Consider the following 18,216-nt stretch of genomic DNA (forward strand, 5'->3'; position numbering starts at 1 on the left):
AGTGTCCCCGGCGCAACCGCATATGCCGGACCGCAGCCCTGCCCGACGGGCGGCTCGCGTCGGGCCTAAGCCCGGTGAGAAGCCGGCCGGGAGCGGTCAGGGCAGCACTTCGCGCCGCTCGCCGAGCCGCTGATCGAGCTCGGCCCGCTTGTCGGCCAACAGGCCGGCCTGGGCGGCCTCGATCACCGTGAACAGCTCATGGGCGTCGCTGAGCCGGGTCACGGTGACATAGCTGGCGCCAGCCGCGTAGAGTTCGTCTACATCCGACAACAGATCGGCCGTGGCAATGATCATGGCGGTCGGGTTGAGGGTGCGGACGTGGCGGACCAGCTTCTCGTTGCTGGCACCCTTCAGAAGCGCATCCGGGACGCTGAGGATGATCATCTCGGATTTGCCGACGCCGGCATGGAGCAGCGTGTCGGCGCTGCTGATATCGCCATAGATCACGTGCAGGCCGCGCGACAGCAGCGTCTGGTACACATTGGGATTGAAGTCGATCACGGTGATCTGCTCGAGCAGCACCGGTGCCTGCCGCTCGATCTCGGCCAGCAGCGCGCTCGCCGCACGGAAAAAGCCGAGGATGACGATGCGGCGCGCCTCGCCATGGCCCTCGTGTCCTTCCTCGCCGTGGCCATTGCCGTGGTCGAGATCGCGCAGGCCGATCCGCTTCAGGGGACCGATCGCCCAGCGGGTGATCTCGTCGCTGCGGGTCATCACGAAGGTCGAGAGCACCGCCAGCACCACGAAGGCGAAGGAGGCCGCGTTCGCCGTCTGGGCTGCGATGTGGTGGTCGGCAACGCCGGTCTGGATCACCACCAGCGAGAACTCGGAGATCTGCGCGAGATTCAGGGCCGGCAACAGGCTGGCGCGCAGGCCCTGCTTCATCAGATAGAGCGGGACGAAGGTGGTCACGAGGCGGCTCACCACCGTGAACGCCGCGATCATCAGGGCAAGTCCGATCACGGAGAGGCCGGGCACGGGAATGGTCATGCCGAGCGCGACGAAGAACAGCGTGATGAAGAAATCGCGAAGCGTGGTGACCTTGGCCGTGACATCGAGCGCATAGGGAAAGGTCGAGAGCGAGACGCCGGCGATCAGGGCGCCCATCTCGCGCGACAGCGACAGCCGCTCGGCGGTCTCGGCGACCAGGAAGCACCAGGCGAGCGCGCCGAGCAGGATCAACTCGGGGCGGCGGGCGATCTGGTGAAACAGGCGCGGCAGCACGTAGCGGCTCACCAGCAGTGCCGCGGCGACCAGCACTGCGACCCGCCCGATCGAGAGCAGGATCACGCTGATTTCCAGATTGGCAAGGCTCGGCTGCACCGCCAGAAACAGGATGGCGAAGATGTCCTGGAGCACCAGCACGCCGAGGGTGATGCGGCCGGGCAGCGTGTCGAGCTCGCGCTTCTCGTAGAGCACCTTGACGATGATGACGGTGCTCGACAGCGCGCAGGCGACACAGAGGTAAACCGCATCGAACTGTCCGCCCCCGAGCGACAGGCCGATGCCGACGAAGAACAGCACCCCGAGCAGGCAGCCGCCGAGGAGCTGGCCGCCCGCCGCGAACAGGATGACCTTTCCGGCCCGCACGATCTTCTTCAGGTCGATCTCCAGGCCGATCATGAACAGCATGAAGATCAGGCCAAGCTCGGAGATGACGCTGATCGATTCCTGCGACTTGACCCAGCCGGCGCCAAATGGACCAATGCAGAAGCCGGCGATAAGATAGGCAAGGATCAGCGGTTGCCTGGAGAAGTGGGCAAGCAGGCCCAGCATCCAGGCAAACAGGATACAGAGAGTGATGTCGCGAATGAGCTCGTGCATGCCAGATTGGTCCGTTTTGCCGCACCCTAGTGATCGAGTGCGGTGCGGCAAGCAAGCAATTCGTCACATGCGGATGGAGCTCGCCACTGCACTGCTGCTATGCCCCCTCGCCTGCTCCGTGCCCGCAGCCGCTCAATCCAAGGTCAATATCGAACAAAACTTTGCAGATTCCCTCACCGCGCTGCCGAAAGAAGAACTCGCCGTCGCCGGCGGGTTCTACGTGCCCGCCTATTCCAGTGTCGCGATGAGCCAGGGCAAGCTGCGCGTCGACTTCTCGGTGACCTTGAGCGTGCACAACGCCTCCGAGACCCAGCCGCTGGTCGTCAAACGCATCGCCTATTTCGACACCGCAGGCAAGCAGGTCGAGAGCTATCTGAAGGCGCCCGTCGCGTTGAAGCCCCTCGCCACCGTCTCGATCTTCATTCCGACCGACGACGTACGCGGCGGGACCGGAGCCAATTTCCTGGTCGATTGGGCCGCAGCAAGCGAGATCGCCGAGCCTGCTGTCGAGGCCTTGATGGTTGGCGGCGTCGCCAATGCGCATTACGCTTTCATCAGCCAAGGCCGTCCGACCCGGACGGCCGGCAAGAACTAAGGCCGTCTGTCCGCCGGATGCGGGCAAAAGAAATAGGCATGGCCGACGCAACGCCGGCCGGCTCAAAAAGAAAACAACGAGGAACGCTCCCATGACGTCCAGCTTCGATTTTGCGCCCCTGTTTCCCGCAGGGCTGCCGGCCCCCTCTGCGCGCTGGACGGGCCTCGCCAAATACAGTTTTGTCGGCGGCAACAACGACTCCGAGCAGGTGCCGCTCGATGATCTGATCGAGGCGGCCAATCTGGCTCTGCAACGCGAAGGCCGCTCGCTCGCCACTTACGGGCTGGCACATGGTCCCCAGGGCTATCTGCCCTTGCGCGAATTCCTGGTGGCAAAACTCAAGCGCGATGCCGGCATCAACTGCACGGTCGACGATCTCCTGATCGTGTCCGGCTCGCTGCAGGCGCTCGACCTCGTCAACGCCACGCTGCTGACGCGCGGCGACACCGTGATCTTCGAGCAGGATAGCTATCAGGGCTCGCTGACCCGCCTGGCACGGCTCGGAGTCAACGTGATTGGCATTCCCCTCGACAACGACGGCATGCGCATGGACGTGCTGGCCACGACGCTGGCCGACCTCAAGGGCCGCGGCATCCGTCCGAAATACATCTACACCATTCCGACCGTGCAGAACCCGACCGGCAGCATCATGCCGGAGGGCCGCCGCACCGAGCTGTTGCGGCTGTCGGCAGACTACGGCGTGCCTGTTTTCGAGGACGATTGCTATGCCGATCTGGTCTGGTCGGGACAGCGGCCGCCGGCGATCCATGCGATGAGCCCGAACGGCGGCGTGATCCATATCGGCTCGTTCTCCAAGTCGATCGCGCCGGCGCTGCGCGTGGGCTTCATCGTCGCGCCCTGGGATGTGATGTCGCGGATGCTGGCGCTGAAGACGGACGCCGGCTCAGGCGCGCTGGAGCAGATGGTGCTCGCTGCCTATTGCAAGCCGCATTTTTCGACCCACGTGCCGGCACTGACGAAGGCGCTACGGACCAAGCTTGATACGCTGATGGAGGCCGTCAACGAGCAGTTCGGGACGGCCGCCGAGTTCGAGGAGCCCAAGGGCGGGATCTTCCTGTGGGTGAAGCTGCCCGATCAGGTGGATACGCTGAAGCTGTATCAGGCCGCGCTTGCCGCCGGCGTATCGATCAATCCGGGGCCGGAATGGTCGACTGACAAAAACCACTCCAGATCGCGACTGCGGCTGTGCTTTGCGAGCCCCTCGCATCAGCAGATCCGCGAGGGCGTGGCCGTGCTGGCCGAGGTCTGCCGCAAGGAGTTCGGCGTGCCGGCCCGCAGTGCCAATGTGGAGAATCGAGCTTGAGCCTTCAGACGATCTGGGGCTGGCTGCCGTGGATCGCGGAGGCCAGCCGCAGCAGCAGCACAATCGAGACGTTGCCCTTTCCGGCCTCGATCTGGGCGATGTAGCGCTCGGATATCCCGGAGCGGCGGGCGAGCTCCCGCCGCGACAGGACGCAGCGCATGCGCGAGGACTTCAAGCGGTCGCCCAGCTCGGCCAGAAACGCGCTCTCGGAATAAGGCGGCACGGCGCAGCTCCCCGGCAGCACCTCGCCTGCGAAATCCCTGACTTGATTCAGCATCGGTTTATCCAATTTCCCTTCGGGAGCGCCATCCTACCGGGGAAACGGGCTGCCTCATTGACGCGGATCAAATTCGCGCGCGAATGGCGGTCAGCGTGGACGATGGCGCGCGGCATGCTACACTTCGGAATTCTTTGCAGGTGGGGCCTTTCAGGACATGAGACGTTGTTTGTGCCGCTCTATCGCGGCAGCAGTGCTGTGGGTTGCGTTCACGCCCGCGGCCGGTGCCGAGTCGCTTGCGGCGACCGTCGAGCAATGGGGCCTGCTCGGCTCATGGGCGGTCGATTGCGCCGGCCGGCCCGACCGCGAGAAGGGCGCGCTCTTGACTTACGAGATCCGGAAGGACGGAAGGGTGATGTACCGGCGCAATTTCGGCGAGGCCAAGGACGAAAACGAAGTGGTATCGGCGATGGTCAACGCCGACGGCCTGCTCAATGTGATGGTGTACTTCCCCTTGCTGCAGCAGACGCGCGAGTTCGGTCTGCTACTCTCGAAGCAAGGCAGCTTGCGCGCAATCTACAATCGCAGTGAGCGCGGCGAGTACACGATCAGGGACGGCAAATACGTCGCGACCGGCGCGCCAACACCTTCACAACAGCGCTGCGATTAACCCACCTGAACAGGCGTTCAGAAATCTCCTGCGATTCCTCCGGAACGTTCCCGCGAATGCGCCGTTTAGATTTGCATTCCATTGGAGGAGGACATCATGAAGAAGATTGGTTATGTGCTTGCCGCTGTCGGCGCGCTCGCGGTTGCAATGCCGACGCTCGCCAGCGCGGAGACGGTAGTGATCAAGCGCGGTGGTCATCATCACGGCATGTATGGCGCCCGCGCCGAATACGGCATGCATCGCGATCACGGCTGGCATCGCGGCTGGCGCCATCGCGACCGCGTCGTCGTGATCAAGCGTGGTCACCGTCATCATTGGGACTAATGCGCAACGCAATATGGAAATGGCCCTTCACGGGGCCATTTTCTTTGCGTGCCTTCTTCCTTCTCCCCTTGTGGGAGAAGGTGGCGCGAAGCGCCGGATGAGGGGTATCCCTCGGCGAATTCAAACTGACAAATGTGCGCGCGGAGAGAGACCCCGCACCCGTCTCGCCGCTGCGCGGCGAGCCACCCTCTCCCACAAGGGGAGAGGGTCCGGCGGTGCGGCCCAGCGTCGACTCTCAGTCCCATGCCGGTGCGAAGCCGGGATTGACGCAGCGCCTGTCCTTCGGCAGCGCGGCGATCTTGTTGCGGTCGGCATCGTCGAGCGTGATCTTCAGCGCGTCGAGATTGGCCTGCTGGCTCTCTCGGCGCGAGGCTTTCGGGATCGCGGCCACACCGTCCTGGTCCAGCAGCCATTTCAGCGCGACCTGCGCCGCAGTTGCATTATGCTTGGCGCCGATCTCGGCCAGCACCTCATCTGACGCGATGCGTCCCTGCGCCAGCGGGCAATAGGCGACCAGCGGGATCGACTTGGCGTTGAGATAGGCCAGCACCTTCGATTGATCGAGCAGGGCGTGGTATTCGATCTGATTGCATGCGATCGGCGCCTTGATGTCCTCGACCGCGATCTTCAGCAGCGCCGTGGTGAAGTTGGCGACCCCGATCGCCCGCGTCCGCCCCTCCTGCTTCAGCGTCATCAAGGTCTCGAACACAGCACCCCAGTTCGCCGCCTTGGACGGCCAGTGCACGAGATAGAGGTCGACATGGTCAAGCCTGAGCTTGGTCAGGCTGGCGTCGAAAGAGCGGCGGATGGCGTCGGGGCTGAGGTTCTCGTGCCAGACTTTCGTCGTGACGTGCAGCTCGCCCCGCGGCAGCCGGGCCGCGGCGAGCGCCGCGCCGATCGGTTCTTCGTTGCCGTACATCTCGGCGGTATCGATATGGCGATAGCCGATCGACAGTGCGCTCTCGACCGCCGCGCGGCAGGTATCGCCCTGCATGCGGAAGGTCCCGAGGCCGAGCTTGGGCATGCTGATGCCCTGTGTCTTGAGATTATCCATGAACAAGTTCCTGACATCGTTCGGCCCGCCGGAGGCCAGCAGCGATGCTGCGTGAGCAGACTCTTCGGGGATGGAAAAGAGGTGGCGGGAGCGGACAGCATAGTGCGGCAGACGCACGGCGGCCAATCAAGATCGGGTTAGCGACCTAGGAATGCTGCGCCACCACGGCTGGACGCGTCTGCGGCTGCGGCTCGATATCGACCGACCAGAGATCCCGGTTGTCGACGTCCTTCAGCGTCACGGTCATCACGCCGGTTCGGCCATCGATGTCGACCTTGCCGAAGAACTGCAGTCCGAAACAGGGCGCGAGGTTTTCGCCCTGCGCCTCACTGCACCCGTTCTGGTACATCGCGACCGGACCAAAGGTATTGTCGAGCTCGCCCGGGCCCCATGTTCCGGCGTGCAAGGGCCCCGAGACGAACTCCCAGAACGGTTCGAACTCCTGGAATTGCGCCCTGTTCGGATCGTAATAATGCGCGGCGGTGTAGTGCATGTCGGCGGTGAGCCAGACGATGTTGCGGATTCCGGCGCGCTTGATGGACGCGAGAAGATCGGCGATCTCGTGCTCGCGCCGGTCGGGCGGCCCATCACCCAGCGCGACCGCATCGAGACTGACCAGGCCGATCGGCAGATCGGCCGCGATCACCTTCCAGGTCGCGCGCGAGGCCGCGACTTCACGCTTCAGCCAGGCGAGCTGCTCGGCACCCAGGATCGAGCCGCGATGATCGTCGCCCTTGTTCCAGCTCTCGTCGCGATAGCTGCGCATGTCGATCATGAAGACGTCGAGCAGCGGACCATAGGCGATCTTGCGATAGACCCGCCCCTTTCGCGCGCCGATGTCGCGGATCGGCATGAAGTCGAAGAACGCGCGACGGGCGCGCGCGACCAGGCGCGGGGTGCCGTCATCCTCGTGGCCGGCGGCGTCATAGCTGCCGGTCGGCGACCAATCGTTGGTGACCTCGTGGTCGTCCCATTGTGCAAACATCGGCACCTCGGCGTGGAAGGCGCGGAAGTGCTCGTCGAGATGGTTGTATTTGTAATTGCCGCGGAACTGCGCCAGCGTGTGCGCGACCTCTGATTTCTCCTCGGTCACGACATTGCGCCAGATCTCGCCGTTCGGCAGCTTCTGCTCGGAGGGGATCGTGCAGTCGGCGTAGATGTGATCGCCCGAGTGGATGAAGAAGTCCGGGCGATTGTCGAGCATGGTGCGATAGCTGCGGTAGCCGCCGCGCGATGTGTCGATGCCCCAACCCTGCCCCGCGGTATCGCCGGACCACAGGAACGAGATCGACTGGCCGGCAGCCGGCGCAGTGCGGAAATGGCCGATGCGACTTTCACCGGCGATGCCGGTCGCGATATCGTCGAAGCGCACACGATAGAAGATGTCCTGCCCGGGCGGCAGATCGTCCAGCAGCAGTTTCGAGGTGAAGTCGTCATCGGGCGACGCATCGCCCGAAGCCGACGCGATCACGGTCTTGAAGCTTTCCACGGATGAATAATCCACCCGCATCCGCGCCTGCCTGTCGGCGCGCGCCCAGATCACGGCGGAGCCATCCGAGACGTCGCCGGACTGGATGCCGCCTGCGATCTGCGGACGATCCGCGGCGCGGCTGAGATGCGGCGTTGCGAGCGCGGCAACGGCGAGGCTCGAGGTGGAACGGACCAGGAATTGCCGCCGAGTCCAGGCGCGCGAGGCGCGGAGCGCTACCATTCAGGAAACCTTCGTCGACTAGCGACGGAAGGTGCCTGCGTCGTTTGACCCCCGGATTACGGTTTTTTGCGACGTGCGGATGACGGCTCGGAGCTGACCTAGTGCTTCCAGTTGCAGATGCCGCCGCTGCGGCACGGCCAGGTCTGGATCCGGGTGTCCATCGCCTGCGCGTCGAGCGGATTGCCGTGGCGATGCGCGAGCTTGGTGCGTGCCGCGCCGCGTGGCTGCGCGGGCTTGACGTGCGCGACCTTCGGCTCCGACACGCGCACGCGTTCGGCGGCGACCTTCTTCGGCACGTCGACCGGCTCGGCGCGCGCCTGCGCCTCGTTGCCACCGCGCGCCTCCAGCGCGACAGGCGCGAACCGGGTTTCGGGCCCGAGCCGCTTGGGCGACAACACCGCCTTCGAAAGATCGAGGCCGAGATAGTCGTCGGGCTTGTAGTCGTCAGCGCGCGCGACGCCGCCCCATGCGAGCACGAGGGCAACGGCCATTGCAAAAGGAGCGCTCTTCAGAATCACGGACGCCTCCTGAAATTGATTGTTAAGAGGTAATTTACCTCTATTTAGGAGGCGTCGCGCGCAATTCCAGCGGTCAGCTGCCGCCGTGGTTAAGAAGTTTGGCGGTGTCAGGCGACCTTTCGCGGTGCACCCGTCCCTTCAAGAAACCCCATTAGACGGGTACGGATGATGGTTTCCGCCTCAGCCATGATCCTGTCGACGAGTTCCTTGCAGGTGGGGATGTCGTGGATGAGGCCTGCGACCATTCCGCAGCTCCAGGCGCCGGCGTCCATCTGCCCGTCCAGCATGATCCTGGGATAGACGCCCGCGACCTGGTCGTGGATGTCGTCGATCTTCAGCTTGTCGCCCTTCTCGCGTTCAATCTCGAGCAGGCGGTCGACATTGGCGTTCTTCAGCACGCGCTCGGTGTTGCGCAGGCTCCGCATGATGAGGCGGGTGTCGCGTTCGGTCGCCGCGACCAGCGCGTTCTTGACGTTCTGATGCACCGGGGCTTCCTTGGTCGCGATGAAGCGCGTGCCCATGTTCATGCCGGCCGCCCCCAGCGACAGCGCCGCGACGAGGCTGCGGCCGTCCGCCATGCCACCGGACGCGACGAACGGAATCTTCAATTCCTCCGCCGCGCGCGGCAGCAGAATCATGTTGGGAATGTCGTCCTCGCCGGGATGGCCGCCGCACTCAAAGCCGTCGACGCTGACGGCGTCGCATCCGATGCGCTCGGCCTTCAGGGAGTGGCGCACCGAGGTGCATTTGTGGATGACCTTGATCCCGGCAGCCTTCAGCGCCGGCATGTAGGCTTCCGGGCTGCGGCCGGCGGTCTCCACGGACTTGATGCCGCCTTCGACGATGGCGGCGATGTATTCCGGATAAGGCGGCGCGGCGAAGGTCGGCAGGAAAGTGAGGTTCACGCCGAACGGCTTGTCGGTCATATCGCGGCAGCGTGCGATCTCTTTTGCCAGCAGCTCCGGCGTCTTCTGCGTGAGACCGGTGATGATGCCGAGTCCGCCGGCATTGGAGACGGCAGCCGCCAGCTCGGCAAAGCCGACGAAATGCATGCCGCCCTGGATGATGGGGTGCTCAATGCCGAACAGTTCGGTGATCGCGGTCTTCACTTAAACTACCTCCCGGGCTCTTGCTTGACGTTCGGACCAGTCTAGCCAGACTTTTGCGCCGCGGTCACCCTTTCTCTCCGAACGGCCATTGCTCAATGCCCCCGCGCGGGAGCGCCCAGCTTGATCGGGCGCAGCACCGCGGCGGTCGGGATCATCAGCACCGCGATGATCGCGAGCGTCCAGAACACGTCGATATAAGCGAGAAAATCGACCTGCTGCTGCAAGGTGCGCCCAACCCAGGCGACCGCCTGCGAGGCTGCATCACCCGCGTTCGAGCCCTGAGCCTGGAAGAAGCGGGTCATCGTCTCGATGGTCTGCTGATAGCCGAGGTCCGATGGCGCGGCGTGCTCGATCAGGCGGCTCTGGTGGAATTGCTGGCGCTGCGCCAGAATTGTTTGCGCCAGCGCGACGCCCATGGAGCCGCCGATATTGCGGGCGACGTTGATCAGCGCCGACGCCTGGTTGGTCTTGTCGGGCGGCACACCGTCATAGGACGCGGTCGTGACCGGCAGGAACAGGAAAGGAAGACCGAGCGCGAGGAAGATCCGCGACATCGCGGCATAGCCGTAGGTGATATCGCCGGTAAGGCCCGTGAGATGCCACATCGAGAAGGCGACGATGGCGGCACCGAACATGATGAGATATTTCGGCTGCACGCTGCTGACGAGGCGGCCGACCACTGGCATCAGCACCAGGGTCGCGACGCCGCCGGGCGACAAAGCGAGACCGGCCAGCATGGCGGTGTAGTTCAAATCGCTCTGGAGCAGTTGCGGCAAAAGCTGTGTCGTCGAGATCAGCACCGCGCCGGTCGCAAGCATGACCAGGAAGCAGGCGGCGAACTGGCGACGGCCCAGCAGGCGGAGATCGACGATGGGATCCTCCCGCGTCAGCTCCCACGGGATCAGCGCAAGCAGTGACATGGCCGAAAGTACCGCGAAGAACACGATCATGTTCGAGCCGAACCAGTCGTTGCGCTGGCCCTCGTCCAGCACGTATTCGAGCGAGCCGAGCCCGATCGCGACCAGCAGGAAGCCGACATAGTCGACGCGCAGGCCCTTGCTCAGCAGCTTCTCCCTCTCCTCCTCCGCGCCCGAGGGCTCCTTGACCAGCGTGCCGACCAGGAACAGCGACAGCAATCCCATGGGGACGTTGATCAGGAACACCCAGTGCCAGGTGTAGGTGTCGGTGATCCAGCCGCCGAGCGTCGGACCGACCACGGGCGCGACCACGACCGCGACGCCATAGATCGCGAACGCCTGGCCGCGCTTGTGCGGCGGGAAGGAGTCGGCGAGGATCGCCTGCTCGCTGGTCGCCATGCCGCCGCCACCAAGGCCCTGAAGGATTCGGAACAGCACCAGCGCCTGCAGATTCCAGGCGAAGCCGCACAAAAGCGAGGAGACCGTGAAGATCGCAACGCACATCATGTAGAAGCGCTTGCGGCCGATCACGGTCGACAGCCAGCCCGAGATCGACAGCACGATGGCGTTGGCGACGAGATAGCTGGTGATGACGTAGGTGCTCTCGTCGATGCCGACGGCAAGCCCACCGGCGATGTGGCGCAAGGCAACGTTGGCAATGGTGGTGTCGAGCACCTCCATGAAGGTCGCGATCGAGACGACGAACGCGATGAGATAGGGATTATGACCGCCCGCCGCCGAGCGCTCCGGCGACCAGCCGCCCGCGGATGCACTGCCCTGCGCCGTGTCGGTCATCGCACCCTGGTCCAGGGCACGACCGACATGCCGGGACCAACGGGCAGATCGGCCGGCCAGCTGTCCACCACGATCTTCACCGGCACGCGCTGCACCACCTTGACGTAATTTCCGGTGGCGTTCTCCGCCGGCAACAGGCTGAACGCGGTGCCGGAGCCCGGCTGCACGGACTCGACATGGCCGGTCAGCTTGCGCCCGGGATAGGCATCGATGCGGATCTCGACCGGCTGACCCGGCCGCATGTCGTTGAGCTGCGTCTCCTTGTAGTTGGCGACGATCCAGACCTCGTCAGGCACGAACATCATCAGGCTCTGTCCGGCTGTAACGAAAGTGCCCTTGGCGCCGCTGAGCTTGACGACGCGGCCGGACTGCGCCGCAACCACGCTGGTATATTGCAGGTTCAGCTTGGCCTGATCGAGCTGCGCCTGCGACTGCTCGAGCTGCGCCCGGGCGCCCTCAAGCTGCGCGTGCAGCGACTTGATGCCAACTTGCGCGGCCGTCACCGCGGTCTTCGCGCGTTCAGTGTTGGCCTGCTGCGCCTGAAGGTCGGAGCGGGTCTGCTGCTGGCGCTGCACGGTGCCGGCCCCCTTCTCGACCAGATCCTGGGCGCGCGCGAACTCTTCCTGCGAGAACTGGAGCTGGGCCTGGGCCTGTTCGAGCTGCGCCTCCGCCTGCTTGATCTGCTCCTGCTGGGAGACGATCTGCGCCTCGACATTGGCGATGTTCGCCCTGGCGACCGCGACCTGCGCATTGGCCTGATCGATGGCGATGCGATAGTCGCGCTCGTCGATCTTGGCGAGAAGGTCCCCGGCTTTGACATGCTGGTTGTCCGTCACGGGTATGTCGGTCACGTAGCCGCCAACCTTGGAGGCCACGGAAAAGCTGCGCGCGGCGACGAAGGCATCGTCGGTGGATTCATAGTGGCGCACCTGGAGCCAATAGAGCACTCCGCCGATAAGGGCCGCGAGCAAGACGATGGTGCCAACGCTTGCCAGCAACCAATGCTCGCGAATCCGCTCTCGCAGCGACGGCGCCTTGGCCGGCTTCGAGTCCGTGGCGTCACGGGCCTGATCAGGAGATATCTTCGGAGCTTCCTTCGCCCTCTGCGGCTGCTCCGCGGACGGTCCACGCTCCCGTGTTTGAGCATCCACGGTGAACACCTTTCTCGGGGATCAAACTGGCGGCAGAGCCGCCAAGGCCGGCACACGCGCCGCGAGCCCAACTGCAACTCCTGATCATGGTTCCGCTTGTTGCGAGCACCATCGCGTTCGTGAACGCCCTGCCCAAAAAGCGAGCGCGGCACAGTGCATGCCGCGCTCGCCTCGATATCTCATGGGAAGCGCACCCGGTCTCAGTGCGTCTTCGTCGCGTGCCATTTCTCGAGATCGGGTTTCACCTCGTCCGATCCCTGCTCCTTTTCCGGAGTGCCCTTCCAGGGCTTGTCCGTCTGCTTGTGCGAACCCCAGTCGCTCTGCTGCCGGGGATCGTCGTTAGGCCGTTCCTTGCTCATCGAGCTTCCTTTCGGTGGAAACGCTTACGCGAAGGGGACACCGTAATAGGAGTTGATCCCGCGAACCGCGGCGTCATCACCCCAGTTCCAATCACTCCGTTCGCCGTATTTGGGCGCGCCTTCCAGTTCCTTGGTGGTGATGCCGGTGACGTAACCGCCGAGCTCCGTGTCGTATTTCAGCGACTGCCACGGCAGCGGATAGTGGTCGTTGCCGAGGCCCAGAAATCCGCCGAAGCCGAGCACGGCGTAGGACACCTTGCCGCTGATCTTGTCGATCATCACGCGTTCGATCGAGCCGATTTTGTTGCGATCGGCACCGTAGACCGATGTTCCCTCGACCTTGTCGCTGCCGATCAACCGACCCATCTCGTTTTGGTCCAGTTCACCCTGATTCAACATCTCAATTCTCCACTCAGCCAGTTGTGGAGACAACCCGAAGAGGTGCGCGATCGTTCCGGCATGTTCCGTCAGACTTGAGGAACATCGCCGGAAACGGGTGGTTCTCTCAACTTCAAATCCCGGAAACCAAATACCGGAAAACGAAGGGCCGCCCTTGATGTCCCAGACCGTCTCCGACTTCATCGTTCAACGTCTGCATCAATGGGGCGTGCGCCACCTCTTTGGCTATCCTGGCGATGGCATCAACGGCGTGTTCGGAGCCCTTCAGCGTGCTGAGGGCAAGATCGGCTTTGTTCAGACCCGGCATGAGGAGATGGCCGCTTTCATGGCGAGCGCCTATGCGAAGTTCTCTGGCCAACTCGGGGTCTGTATCGCAACTTCGGGCCCCGGCGCCTCGCATCTGATCACCGGGCTCTACGATGCCCTGCTGGATCACCAGCCCGTGCTCGCGATCGTCGGCCAGCAGGCACGCAATGCGCTGGGCGGGCAATATCAGCAGGAACTCGATCTCGTCTCGATGTTCAAGGATGTGGCTGGCGCCTACGTCATGCAGGCCTCCTCGCCGGCGCAGATCCGGCATCTGATCGATCGATCGATCCGGATCGCGCTGGCCCGGCGGACGCCAACGGTGATCATCCTGCCCAACGATATCCAGGAGGAGCCCTACGAGGACCCGCCGCGCGCTCACGGCACTCTGCACTCCGGCATTGGCTATAGCGCGCCAAGCATCAAGCCTCGTGACGCTGACCTCGACCGTGCCGCCGAGGTGCTCAATGCCGGCAAGAAGGTCGCGATGCTCATCGGCGCCGGCGCGCTCCACGCCACCGAGGAGGTGATCGCGGTCGCCGACCGCTTGTCCGCCGGCTGCGCCAAGGCGCTGCTCGGCAAGGCGGCGCTCCCCGACGATCTCCCCTGGGTCACCGGCTCGATCGGCCTGCTCGGCACCGAGCCCAGCTACAACATGATGATGGAATGCGACACGCTGCTGATGGTCGGCTCCGCCTTTCCCTATGCCGAATTCCTGCCGAAGGAAGGCGCGGCGCGCGGCGTGCAGATCGACATCGACGCCAGCATGATGTCGATCCGCTTTCCCATGGAGGTCGGCCTCGTCGGCGATGCCGCCGAGACGCTGCGCGCCCTGCTGCCGCGACTGAAACCCAAGAGCGATGGCGCCTGGCGCCAGGGTATCCAGGACGACGTCGCGAAATGGTGGAAGACGCTCGATGATCGGGCACATCAGCCCGCAGCACCGGTCAATCCGCAGCTCGTCGCCTGGGAGCTGTCTCCGCGCCTGCCCGACCGCGCCATCGTCACCAGCGATTCCGGCTCCTGCGCCAACTGGTTCGCGCGCGACCTGAAGATGCGCCGCGGCATGATGGCCTCGCTCTCAGGCGGGCTCGCCTCGATGGGTGCCGCGGTGCCCTATGCGCTCGCCGCGAAATACGCCCATTCCGACCGCCCGGTGATCGCCCTCGTCGGCGACGGCGCGATGCAGATGAACAACATGGCGGAGCTGATCACCGCCGCCAAGTATTGGCGCGATTGGAAGGATCCGCGCTTCATCGTCTGCGTCTTCAACAACGAAGACCTCAACCAGGTGACCTGGGAGCAGCGCGTCATCAACGGCGATCCGAAATTCGAGGCATCGCAGCGCATACCAAACGTGTCCTATTCGCGCTTTGCCGAACTGATCGGCCTCTCCGGCATCTATGTCGACAGCCCGCGGCTGCTGGGCTCGGCCTGGGAGCAGGCGCTGGCGAGCGAGATGCCGGTGGTGCTGGAGGTGAAGACCGATCCCGAAGTGCCGCCGCTGCCGCCGCACATCACCTTGCAGCAGGCCAAGAACTTCTCGCTTGCGCTGCTGAAGGGCGATCCCAACGAGAGCGGAGTGATCAAGGGGGCGGCGCGGCAGGTGCTGGAAAAGATCCTACCTGGAAACGAATGAGGTGAAGCATGAGCGATTTCCGCGATATCCAGCACGGCGTCAACGATCCCGTGGATGGCCTCGACGTGAAGCGGCAGATAACGACAACCGGACGCCGCATGAACGGGCACAACGCCATGCAGACGTGCGTGCCGAGGCCACTGCCACGCCGAGCGAGCCATTTCTGCCCGAACGGCTTCGGCGCAAGCCTACCGATCCAATCAACCCGCGGAGCGGGCGGAGACCGACGGATTAGCCGTTAGGAACTCCGGCCGCTGCAGTGTGTTGGTGGGCGCAACGTCGCGCGGCGAGAGGCTGCGCGCCCATTCGGAGGGATCGGACCATGAAACGAATGATTATCGCAGCTGCTTGCGTGCTGCTCGCAGGCCCCGCACTCGCCCAGTCGCTCGGCGAGAAAACCGGCGTCAACTCGGCGCTCGGCGTCGCGCCCGCCACCGCCGACTTCGTCAAGGAAGTCGCCATCAGCGATATGTTCGAGATCGAGTCGAGCAAGCTCGCCGAGCAGAAAGGCAACGCGCAGGAGAAGACCTTTGCGCAACAGATGGTGACCGACCACACCAAGACCAGCAGCGAACTTAAGGGCCTTGTCAGCGGCGGCAAGGTGCAGGCGACGCTGCCGACAGCACTCGACAGCTCGCATCAGAGCAAACTCGACAAGCTCAAGAGCGCGAATGGCAAGGACTTCAGTTCGGATTACAATTCGTACCAGGTCAGCGCCCATGAGGACGCGGTCTCGCTGTTCGAGCGTTACGCCAAGGGCGGCGACAATTCCGACCTGAAGGATTGGGCCGGCAAGACGCTGCCGGCGCTCAAGCACCATCTCGACATGGCCAAGGAGCTCGGCAAGGCGCCGAGCGTCGGTCAGACCAAGTAAACATCTTACGAGGACGCCGGCCCTACCGGCGTCCTCTCGTTTTGCAACGATGCCTGTCTCCGCGCAGTGAGATCGAAGATCGCGGAGATCGTCATGACACATCACGACAAGACTTCAGTATCCCGCCGGCACGTCGTCCAAGCGGCGAGCGCAACGCTCGCTGCTGCTTCGCTGGCCTCTTCGACAGCGGAGGCATGACGCCGCTCGGCCGTTCCGGCCAGCCCGCCGAACTGGCCTCGATTTATGTGCAGCGTGCCGCGGCCGACGCGAGCAATGCGACCGGCTAGGTGTATGGGTCCGCTGGTGGATCGGGACAGCCGTAGTCGGCGCGGCAGACTTATGCCACGAGGCAGAGCCCAGGAACCTTCTTTGTCTCCGGGCTTTACAAAACTGTCATGAAGGACATCACGCTTGCAGACCGATGGCATTAGTAGAGGTTAAACCTAGCCGGATCGACACCGCGATCGCGGATACGATCGCTGATCACACCAATTCAGGCATCGAGCACACGGCGCAGACATTGACCTGGGCTGCCGACGAGCACGTGCTGCTCGCGCTGGCCGCGGCAGGGTGGCTCTACACTCATATTTGGCAGCCCCAACAGCGCCCCGTTGCAAATCACGTTGTGGCCGTGTCGCTGGCGACTGCCGTCCTCCCGCATGTCCTGAAATCCATATTCGATCAGACCAGGCCAGACCGGCTGACCATACGCGGACACCGACATGGAGTACCCATCTCAGGACAGGCGCGCGACGCCTTCCCGTCCGGTCACGCGGTCCATATGGGCGCACTTGCCTCGGCGGCGGGCCTGCTGCCGAAAACGCCGCGTCGGTTGGTGCGTGCGATTGCGGTCGCACTTTCGCTGACACGGATTGCGGTACTCGCGCATTGGGCAAGCGACGTCGTCGCAGGCTTTGCGCTGGGCGCGGCCGTAGAGAGACTCTTGCGGCCATGGACACTGACGCAATCGTTGCGCAAGCAGCTCACTTGGCGGAAACGGCCATGACCGAATATGTCGTGCGCTTCATCGCCGGTGGCATCATCGTCTCCGCTTTTGCGATCTTGGGGGATATGCTCAAACCCAAAAGCTTTGCGGGGTTGCTCGGCGCAGCACCGTCAGTTGCACTGGCGACGCTCGGCATCGCCGTCGTCCAGCACGGCCCGCAATATGCCGCGGCAGAAAGCTGGACGATGATCTATGGCGCGGTCGCGCTCGGCTGCTACAGCGTCGTCGTCTGCCATCTGCTGATCAGATACTGTGTGTCCGCGCTGCCGGCGACCGTCCTTGCTGGTATCGTGTGGCTTGCGGTCGCCTTCGGCCTGCTCGCCGGCTTTGGAGGTGCGGCCTGATGCCGGTCAAGCTGTCGCTCTCCGCGCTGAAGCAGACGCGCTGGTACGAATACGGCATTCGTTTCCTGCTCGGTGGCCTGGCGACCGTGCTCACGGGGGTTCTGGGAGCGCGCTTCGGTGTTTCCGTCGGCGGACTTTTCCTTGCGCTTCCCGCCATCTTCTGCGCGAGCGCAACGCTGGTCGAAAGCCATGAACGCCGCACCAAGGAGAAGGCCGGCCTCAGCGGCACGCGCCGCGGACAAGAGGCCGCCGGGCTCGACGCGGCTGGTGCCGCCTGGGGAAGCATCGGTCTCCTGGCATTCGCCGCCGTCTTTCATGTTACCGTGGCCGCAAGCGTTCCGGGCGCTTTCGCCGCCGCGTTGATAGCTTGGGCCGTGGTTTCGGTATTGGCCTGGGGGCTCAGGCGCAAGCTGCGCATCGTCTCCCGCAAACCGCCCCGGTCAGCCCATTCGCCATCAGCAAAGGGTTCTCCCCTTACGAAGCGTTAGCCCGCTTTGGCATGCATTGACGGCTGCAATCTCGGCGGTTGAAGGCCCGGGCTGTTGGCCCAGCGCTCGACCTGCTCGATGACCTTCTGGTGGCTGGGGCGCACCGGCCTGGGTGCTTCGCTCTCTTCGACATGTGTGCGGGGCAATCTGACTTCGTTCGTCATGACGTCTCTCCCATTTGCCGGGAGTATACACCTGTCAAAGGATCTTTGCATCACATAAGTTATTGATTTCATTATATTTCTGGCTAACTTGGCGTCATAGCCGCATCTTGTGGAACCGCGGCCGAATGAGTTCGTTGAGTAAACTACTCAACTTGCTCATTTTGGGTGATTGATCATGAACGACCTTCGCGCCGAGCGGCTCCAGGTCATGCTGTCACCGGAAGAACTGGCCGCGGTGGACGACTTCCGGTTCAAACATCGCATGCCGACGCGAGCCGCGGCCGTGCGCGAGCTCCTGAAGCTCGGACTGGCCACCGCCGCAGTCGATGCAGGGGCGAATGTCAAATCGAGCAGGTTCGGAGTTTTCGGGCGCGGCCCGGACGGCCATACGCAACCGCATCCCGAGCGCGGCTCCGAGGATTAGTCCA

General features: G+C 63.9%; 21 protein-coding genes and 1 pseudogene. 11 read left to right on the forward strand and 11 right to left on the reverse strand.

Annotated elements, in window-relative coordinates:
* Positions 1-96: 96 nt before the first annotated feature.
* Positions 97-1,824, reverse strand: coding sequence for a cation:proton antiporter (locus tag IVB42_RS29540; RefSeq protein WP_085352555.1), 1,728 nt, complete (start codon positions 1,822-1,824; stop codon positions 97-99).
* A gap of 67 nt (positions 1,825-1,891) precedes the next feature.
* On the opposite strand from IVB42_RS29540, the gene IVB42_RS29545 reads away from it, so the two are divergent.
* Positions 1,892-2,419, forward strand: a complete 528-nt coding sequence (locus IVB42_RS29545) for a DUF3124 domain-containing protein (protein ID WP_247471617.1) — start codon at positions 1,892-1,894, stop codon at positions 2,417-2,419.
* A 91-nt stretch (positions 2,420-2,510) separates the two neighbouring features.
* Positions 2,511-3,743 carry a PLP-dependent aminotransferase family protein gene (locus IVB42_RS29550; RefSeq protein WP_018456225.1) on the forward strand — a complete coding sequence of 411 codons (1,233 nt, stop codon included), beginning with the start codon at positions 2,511-2,513 and terminating at the stop codon, positions 3,741-3,743.
* Between the two features lie 4 nt (positions 3,744-3,747).
* On the opposite strand, the gene IVB42_RS29555 is transcribed toward IVB42_RS29550, so the two are convergent.
* On the reverse strand, positions 3,748-4,020 hold the full coding sequence (locus IVB42_RS29555) for a helix-turn-helix domain-containing protein (RefSeq protein ID WP_018456224.1): 273 nt from the start codon (positions 4,018-4,020) through the stop codon (positions 3,748-3,750).
* Between the two features lie 169 nt (positions 4,021-4,189).
* Between IVB42_RS29555 and IVB42_RS29560 the strand changes: the two genes are divergently transcribed.
* Both IVB42_RS29560 and IVB42_RS29565 read left to right on the forward strand, forming a co-directional pair.
* Complete coding sequence (locus IVB42_RS29560; protein ID WP_240543189.1) at positions 4,190-4,630, forward strand: hypothetical protein; 441 nt, start codon at positions 4,190-4,192, stop codon at positions 4,628-4,630.
* A 96-nt stretch (positions 4,631-4,726) separates the two neighbouring features.
* Positions 4,727-4,954 carry a hypothetical protein gene (locus IVB42_RS29565; protein WP_026233110.1) on the forward strand — a complete coding sequence of 76 codons (228 nt, stop codon included), beginning with the start codon at positions 4,727-4,729 and terminating at the stop codon, positions 4,952-4,954.
* Between the two features lie 235 nt (positions 4,955-5,189).
* Here IVB42_RS29565 and IVB42_RS29570 read toward each other — a convergent pair whose 3' ends face one another.
* The 8 genes from IVB42_RS29570 to IVB42_RS29605 all read right to left on the reverse strand — a co-directional run bounded on the left by IVB42_RS29570 (position 5,190) and on the right by IVB42_RS29605 (position 12,967).
* The gene (locus tag IVB42_RS29570; RefSeq protein ID WP_247298616.1) at positions 5,190-6,008 is read right to left on the reverse strand and encodes an aldo/keto reductase; all 819 of its coding nucleotides are present in this window, start codon (positions 6,006-6,008) and stop codon (positions 5,190-5,192) included.
* Between the two features lie 145 nt (positions 6,009-6,153).
* The gene (locus tag IVB42_RS29575) at positions 6,154-7,719 is read right to left on the reverse strand and encodes an alkaline phosphatase D family protein (protein ID WP_247396509.1); all 1,566 of its coding nucleotides are present in this window, start codon (positions 7,717-7,719) and stop codon (positions 6,154-6,156) included.
* 98 nt (positions 7,720-7,817) lie between these two features.
* Complete coding sequence (locus IVB42_RS29580; protein WP_026233109.1) at positions 7,818-8,237, reverse strand: hypothetical protein; 420 nt, start codon at positions 8,235-8,237, stop codon at positions 7,818-7,820.
* 107 nt (positions 8,238-8,344) lie between these two features.
* Entirely contained in the window at positions 8,345-9,346 is a 1,002-nt protein-coding gene (locus tag IVB42_RS29585) for a nitronate monooxygenase family protein (RefSeq protein WP_247391544.1), read from the reverse strand.
* A 92-nt stretch (positions 9,347-9,438) separates the two neighbouring features.
* Positions 9,439-11,058 carry a DHA2 family efflux MFS transporter permease subunit gene (locus IVB42_RS29590; protein ID WP_247396512.1) on the reverse strand — a complete coding sequence of 540 codons (1,620 nt, stop codon included), beginning with the start codon at positions 11,056-11,058 and terminating at the stop codon, positions 9,439-9,441.
* Positions 11,055-12,209, reverse strand: a complete 1,155-nt coding sequence (locus tag IVB42_RS29595; RefSeq protein WP_085352694.1) for an HlyD family secretion protein — start codon at positions 12,207-12,209, stop codon at positions 11,055-11,057. The genes IVB42_RS29590 and IVB42_RS29595 overlap by 4 nt, the downstream gene beginning before the upstream one ends.
* Positions 12,210-12,409: 200 nt before the next feature.
* The gene (locus tag IVB42_RS29600) at positions 12,410-12,568 is read right to left on the reverse strand and encodes a hypothetical protein (protein ID WP_007594751.1); all 159 of its coding nucleotides are present in this window, start codon (positions 12,566-12,568) and stop codon (positions 12,410-12,412) included.
* A 24-nt stretch (positions 12,569-12,592) separates the two neighbouring features.
* On the reverse strand, positions 12,593-12,967 hold the full coding sequence (locus IVB42_RS29605) for a PRC-barrel domain-containing protein (RefSeq protein ID WP_007594753.1): 375 nt from the start codon (positions 12,965-12,967) through the stop codon (positions 12,593-12,595).
* A 157-nt stretch (positions 12,968-13,124) separates the two neighbouring features.
* Between IVB42_RS29605 and IVB42_RS29610 the strand changes: the two genes are divergently transcribed.
* The 6 genes and pseudogenes from IVB42_RS29610 (at position 13,125) to IVB42_RS29635 (ending at position 17,624) form a co-directional block, all read left to right on the forward strand.
* Positions 13,125-14,912: a thiamine pyrophosphate-requiring protein gene (locus IVB42_RS29610; protein WP_204513879.1), complete on the forward strand. Its 1,788-nt coding sequence runs from the start codon at positions 13,125-13,127 to the stop codon at positions 14,910-14,912.
* A gap of 322 nt (positions 14,913-15,234) precedes the next feature.
* Complete coding sequence (locus IVB42_RS29615) at positions 15,235-15,786, forward strand: DUF4142 domain-containing protein (protein ID WP_085352563.1); 552 nt, start codon at positions 15,235-15,237, stop codon at positions 15,784-15,786.
* 188 nt (positions 15,787-15,974) lie between these two features.
* Positions 15,975-16,073, forward strand: a pseudogene (locus IVB42_RS29620) (NAD(P)-dependent oxidoreductase); the annotation flags it as partial.
* Positions 16,074-16,207: 134 nt separating this feature from the next.
* On the forward strand, positions 16,208-16,792 hold the full coding sequence (locus IVB42_RS29625) for a phosphatase PAP2 family protein (protein ID WP_247298602.1): 585 nt from the start codon (positions 16,208-16,210) through the stop codon (positions 16,790-16,792).
* Entirely contained in the window at positions 16,789-17,136 is a 348-nt protein-coding gene (locus IVB42_RS29630) for a DUF3147 family protein (protein ID WP_018456208.1), read from the forward strand. The genes IVB42_RS29625 and IVB42_RS29630 overlap by 4 nt, the downstream gene beginning before the upstream one ends.
* Entirely contained in the window at positions 17,136-17,624 is a 489-nt protein-coding gene (locus tag IVB42_RS29635) for a DUF3147 family protein (RefSeq protein WP_247369254.1), read from the forward strand. The genes IVB42_RS29630 and IVB42_RS29635 overlap by 1 nt, the downstream gene beginning before the upstream one ends.
* Here IVB42_RS29635 and IVB42_RS29640 read toward each other — a convergent pair.
* A complete protein-coding gene (locus IVB42_RS29640) occupies positions 17,621-17,788 on the reverse strand; it encodes a hypothetical protein (RefSeq protein WP_162847273.1) in 168 nt (55 codons plus the stop codon). The genes IVB42_RS29635 and IVB42_RS29640 overlap by 4 nt on opposite strands.
* Before the next feature lie 175 nt (positions 17,789-17,963).
* Between IVB42_RS29640 and IVB42_RS29645 the strand changes: the two genes are divergently transcribed.
* The gene (locus IVB42_RS29645; protein WP_018456205.1) at positions 17,964-18,212 is read left to right on the forward strand and encodes a hypothetical protein; all 249 of its coding nucleotides are present in this window, start codon (positions 17,964-17,966) and stop codon (positions 18,210-18,212) included.
* Positions 18,213-18,216 lie beyond the last annotated feature (4 nt).

It is taken from the genome of Bradyrhizobium sp. 45 (genome assembly GCF_023073155.1).
In the GTDB taxonomy this organism is placed as follows: domain Bacteria; phylum Pseudomonadota; class Alphaproteobacteria; order Rhizobiales; family Xanthobacteraceae; genus Bradyrhizobium; species Bradyrhizobium canariense_D.

Bases quoted from the DNA above. Each gene is read 5' to 3' on its own strand.
- IVB42_RS29540 (WP_085352555.1), bottom strand. From the start codon at position 1,824: ATGCACGAGCTCATTCGCGACATCACTCTCTGTATCCTGTTTGCCTGG.
- IVB42_RS29545 (WP_247471617.1), top strand. From the start codon at position 1,892: ATGCGGATGGAGCTCGCCACTGCACTGCTGCTATGCCCCCTCGCCTGC.
- IVB42_RS29550 (WP_018456225.1), top strand. From the start codon at position 2,511: ATGACGTCCAGCTTCGATTTTGCGCCCCTGTTTCCCGCAGGGCTGCCG.
- IVB42_RS29555 (WP_018456224.1), bottom strand. From the start codon at position 4,020: ATGCTGAATCAAGTCAGGGATTTCGCAGGCGAGGTGCTGCCGGGGAGC.
- IVB42_RS29565 (WP_026233110.1), top strand. From the start codon at position 4,727: ATGAAGAAGATTGGTTATGTGCTTGCCGCTGTCGGCGCGCTCGCGGTT.
- IVB42_RS29570 (WP_247298616.1), bottom strand. From the start codon at position 6,008: ATGGATAATCTCAAGACACAGGGCATCAGCATGCCCAAGCTCGGCCTC.
- IVB42_RS29575 (WP_247396509.1), bottom strand. From the start codon at position 7,719: ATGGTAGCGCTCCGCGCCTCGCGCGCCTGGACTCGGCGGCAATTCCTG.
- IVB42_RS29590 (WP_247396512.1), bottom strand. From the start codon at position 11,058: ATGACCGACACGGCGCAGGGCAGTGCATCCGCGGGCGGCTGGTCGCCG.
- IVB42_RS29600 (WP_007594751.1), bottom strand. From the start codon at position 12,568: ATGAGCAAGGAACGGCCTAACGACGATCCCCGGCAGCAGAGCGACTGG.
- IVB42_RS29605 (WP_007594753.1), bottom strand. From the start codon at position 12,967: ATGTTGAATCAGGGTGAACTGGACCAAAACGAGATGGGTCGGTTGATC.
- IVB42_RS29610 (WP_204513879.1), top strand. From the start codon at position 13,125: ATGTCCCAGACCGTCTCCGACTTCATCGTTCAACGTCTGCATCAATGG.
- IVB42_RS29615 (WP_085352563.1), top strand. From the start codon at position 15,235: ATGAAACGAATGATTATCGCAGCTGCTTGCGTGCTGCTCGCAGGCCCC.
- IVB42_RS29625 (WP_247298602.1), top strand. From the start codon at position 16,208: ATGGCATTAGTAGAGGTTAAACCTAGCCGGATCGACACCGCGATCGCG.
- IVB42_RS29630 (WP_018456208.1), top strand. From the start codon at position 16,789: ATGACCGAATATGTCGTGCGCTTCATCGCCGGTGGCATCATCGTCTCC.
- IVB42_RS29635 (WP_247369254.1), top strand. From the start codon at position 17,136: ATGCCGGTCAAGCTGTCGCTCTCCGCGCTGAAGCAGACGCGCTGGTAC.
- IVB42_RS29640 (WP_162847273.1), bottom strand. From the start codon at position 17,788: ATGACGAACGAAGTCAGATTGCCCCGCACACATGTCGAAGAGAGCGAA.
- IVB42_RS29645 (WP_018456205.1), top strand. From the start codon at position 17,964: ATGAACGACCTTCGCGCCGAGCGGCTCCAGGTCATGCTGTCACCGGAA.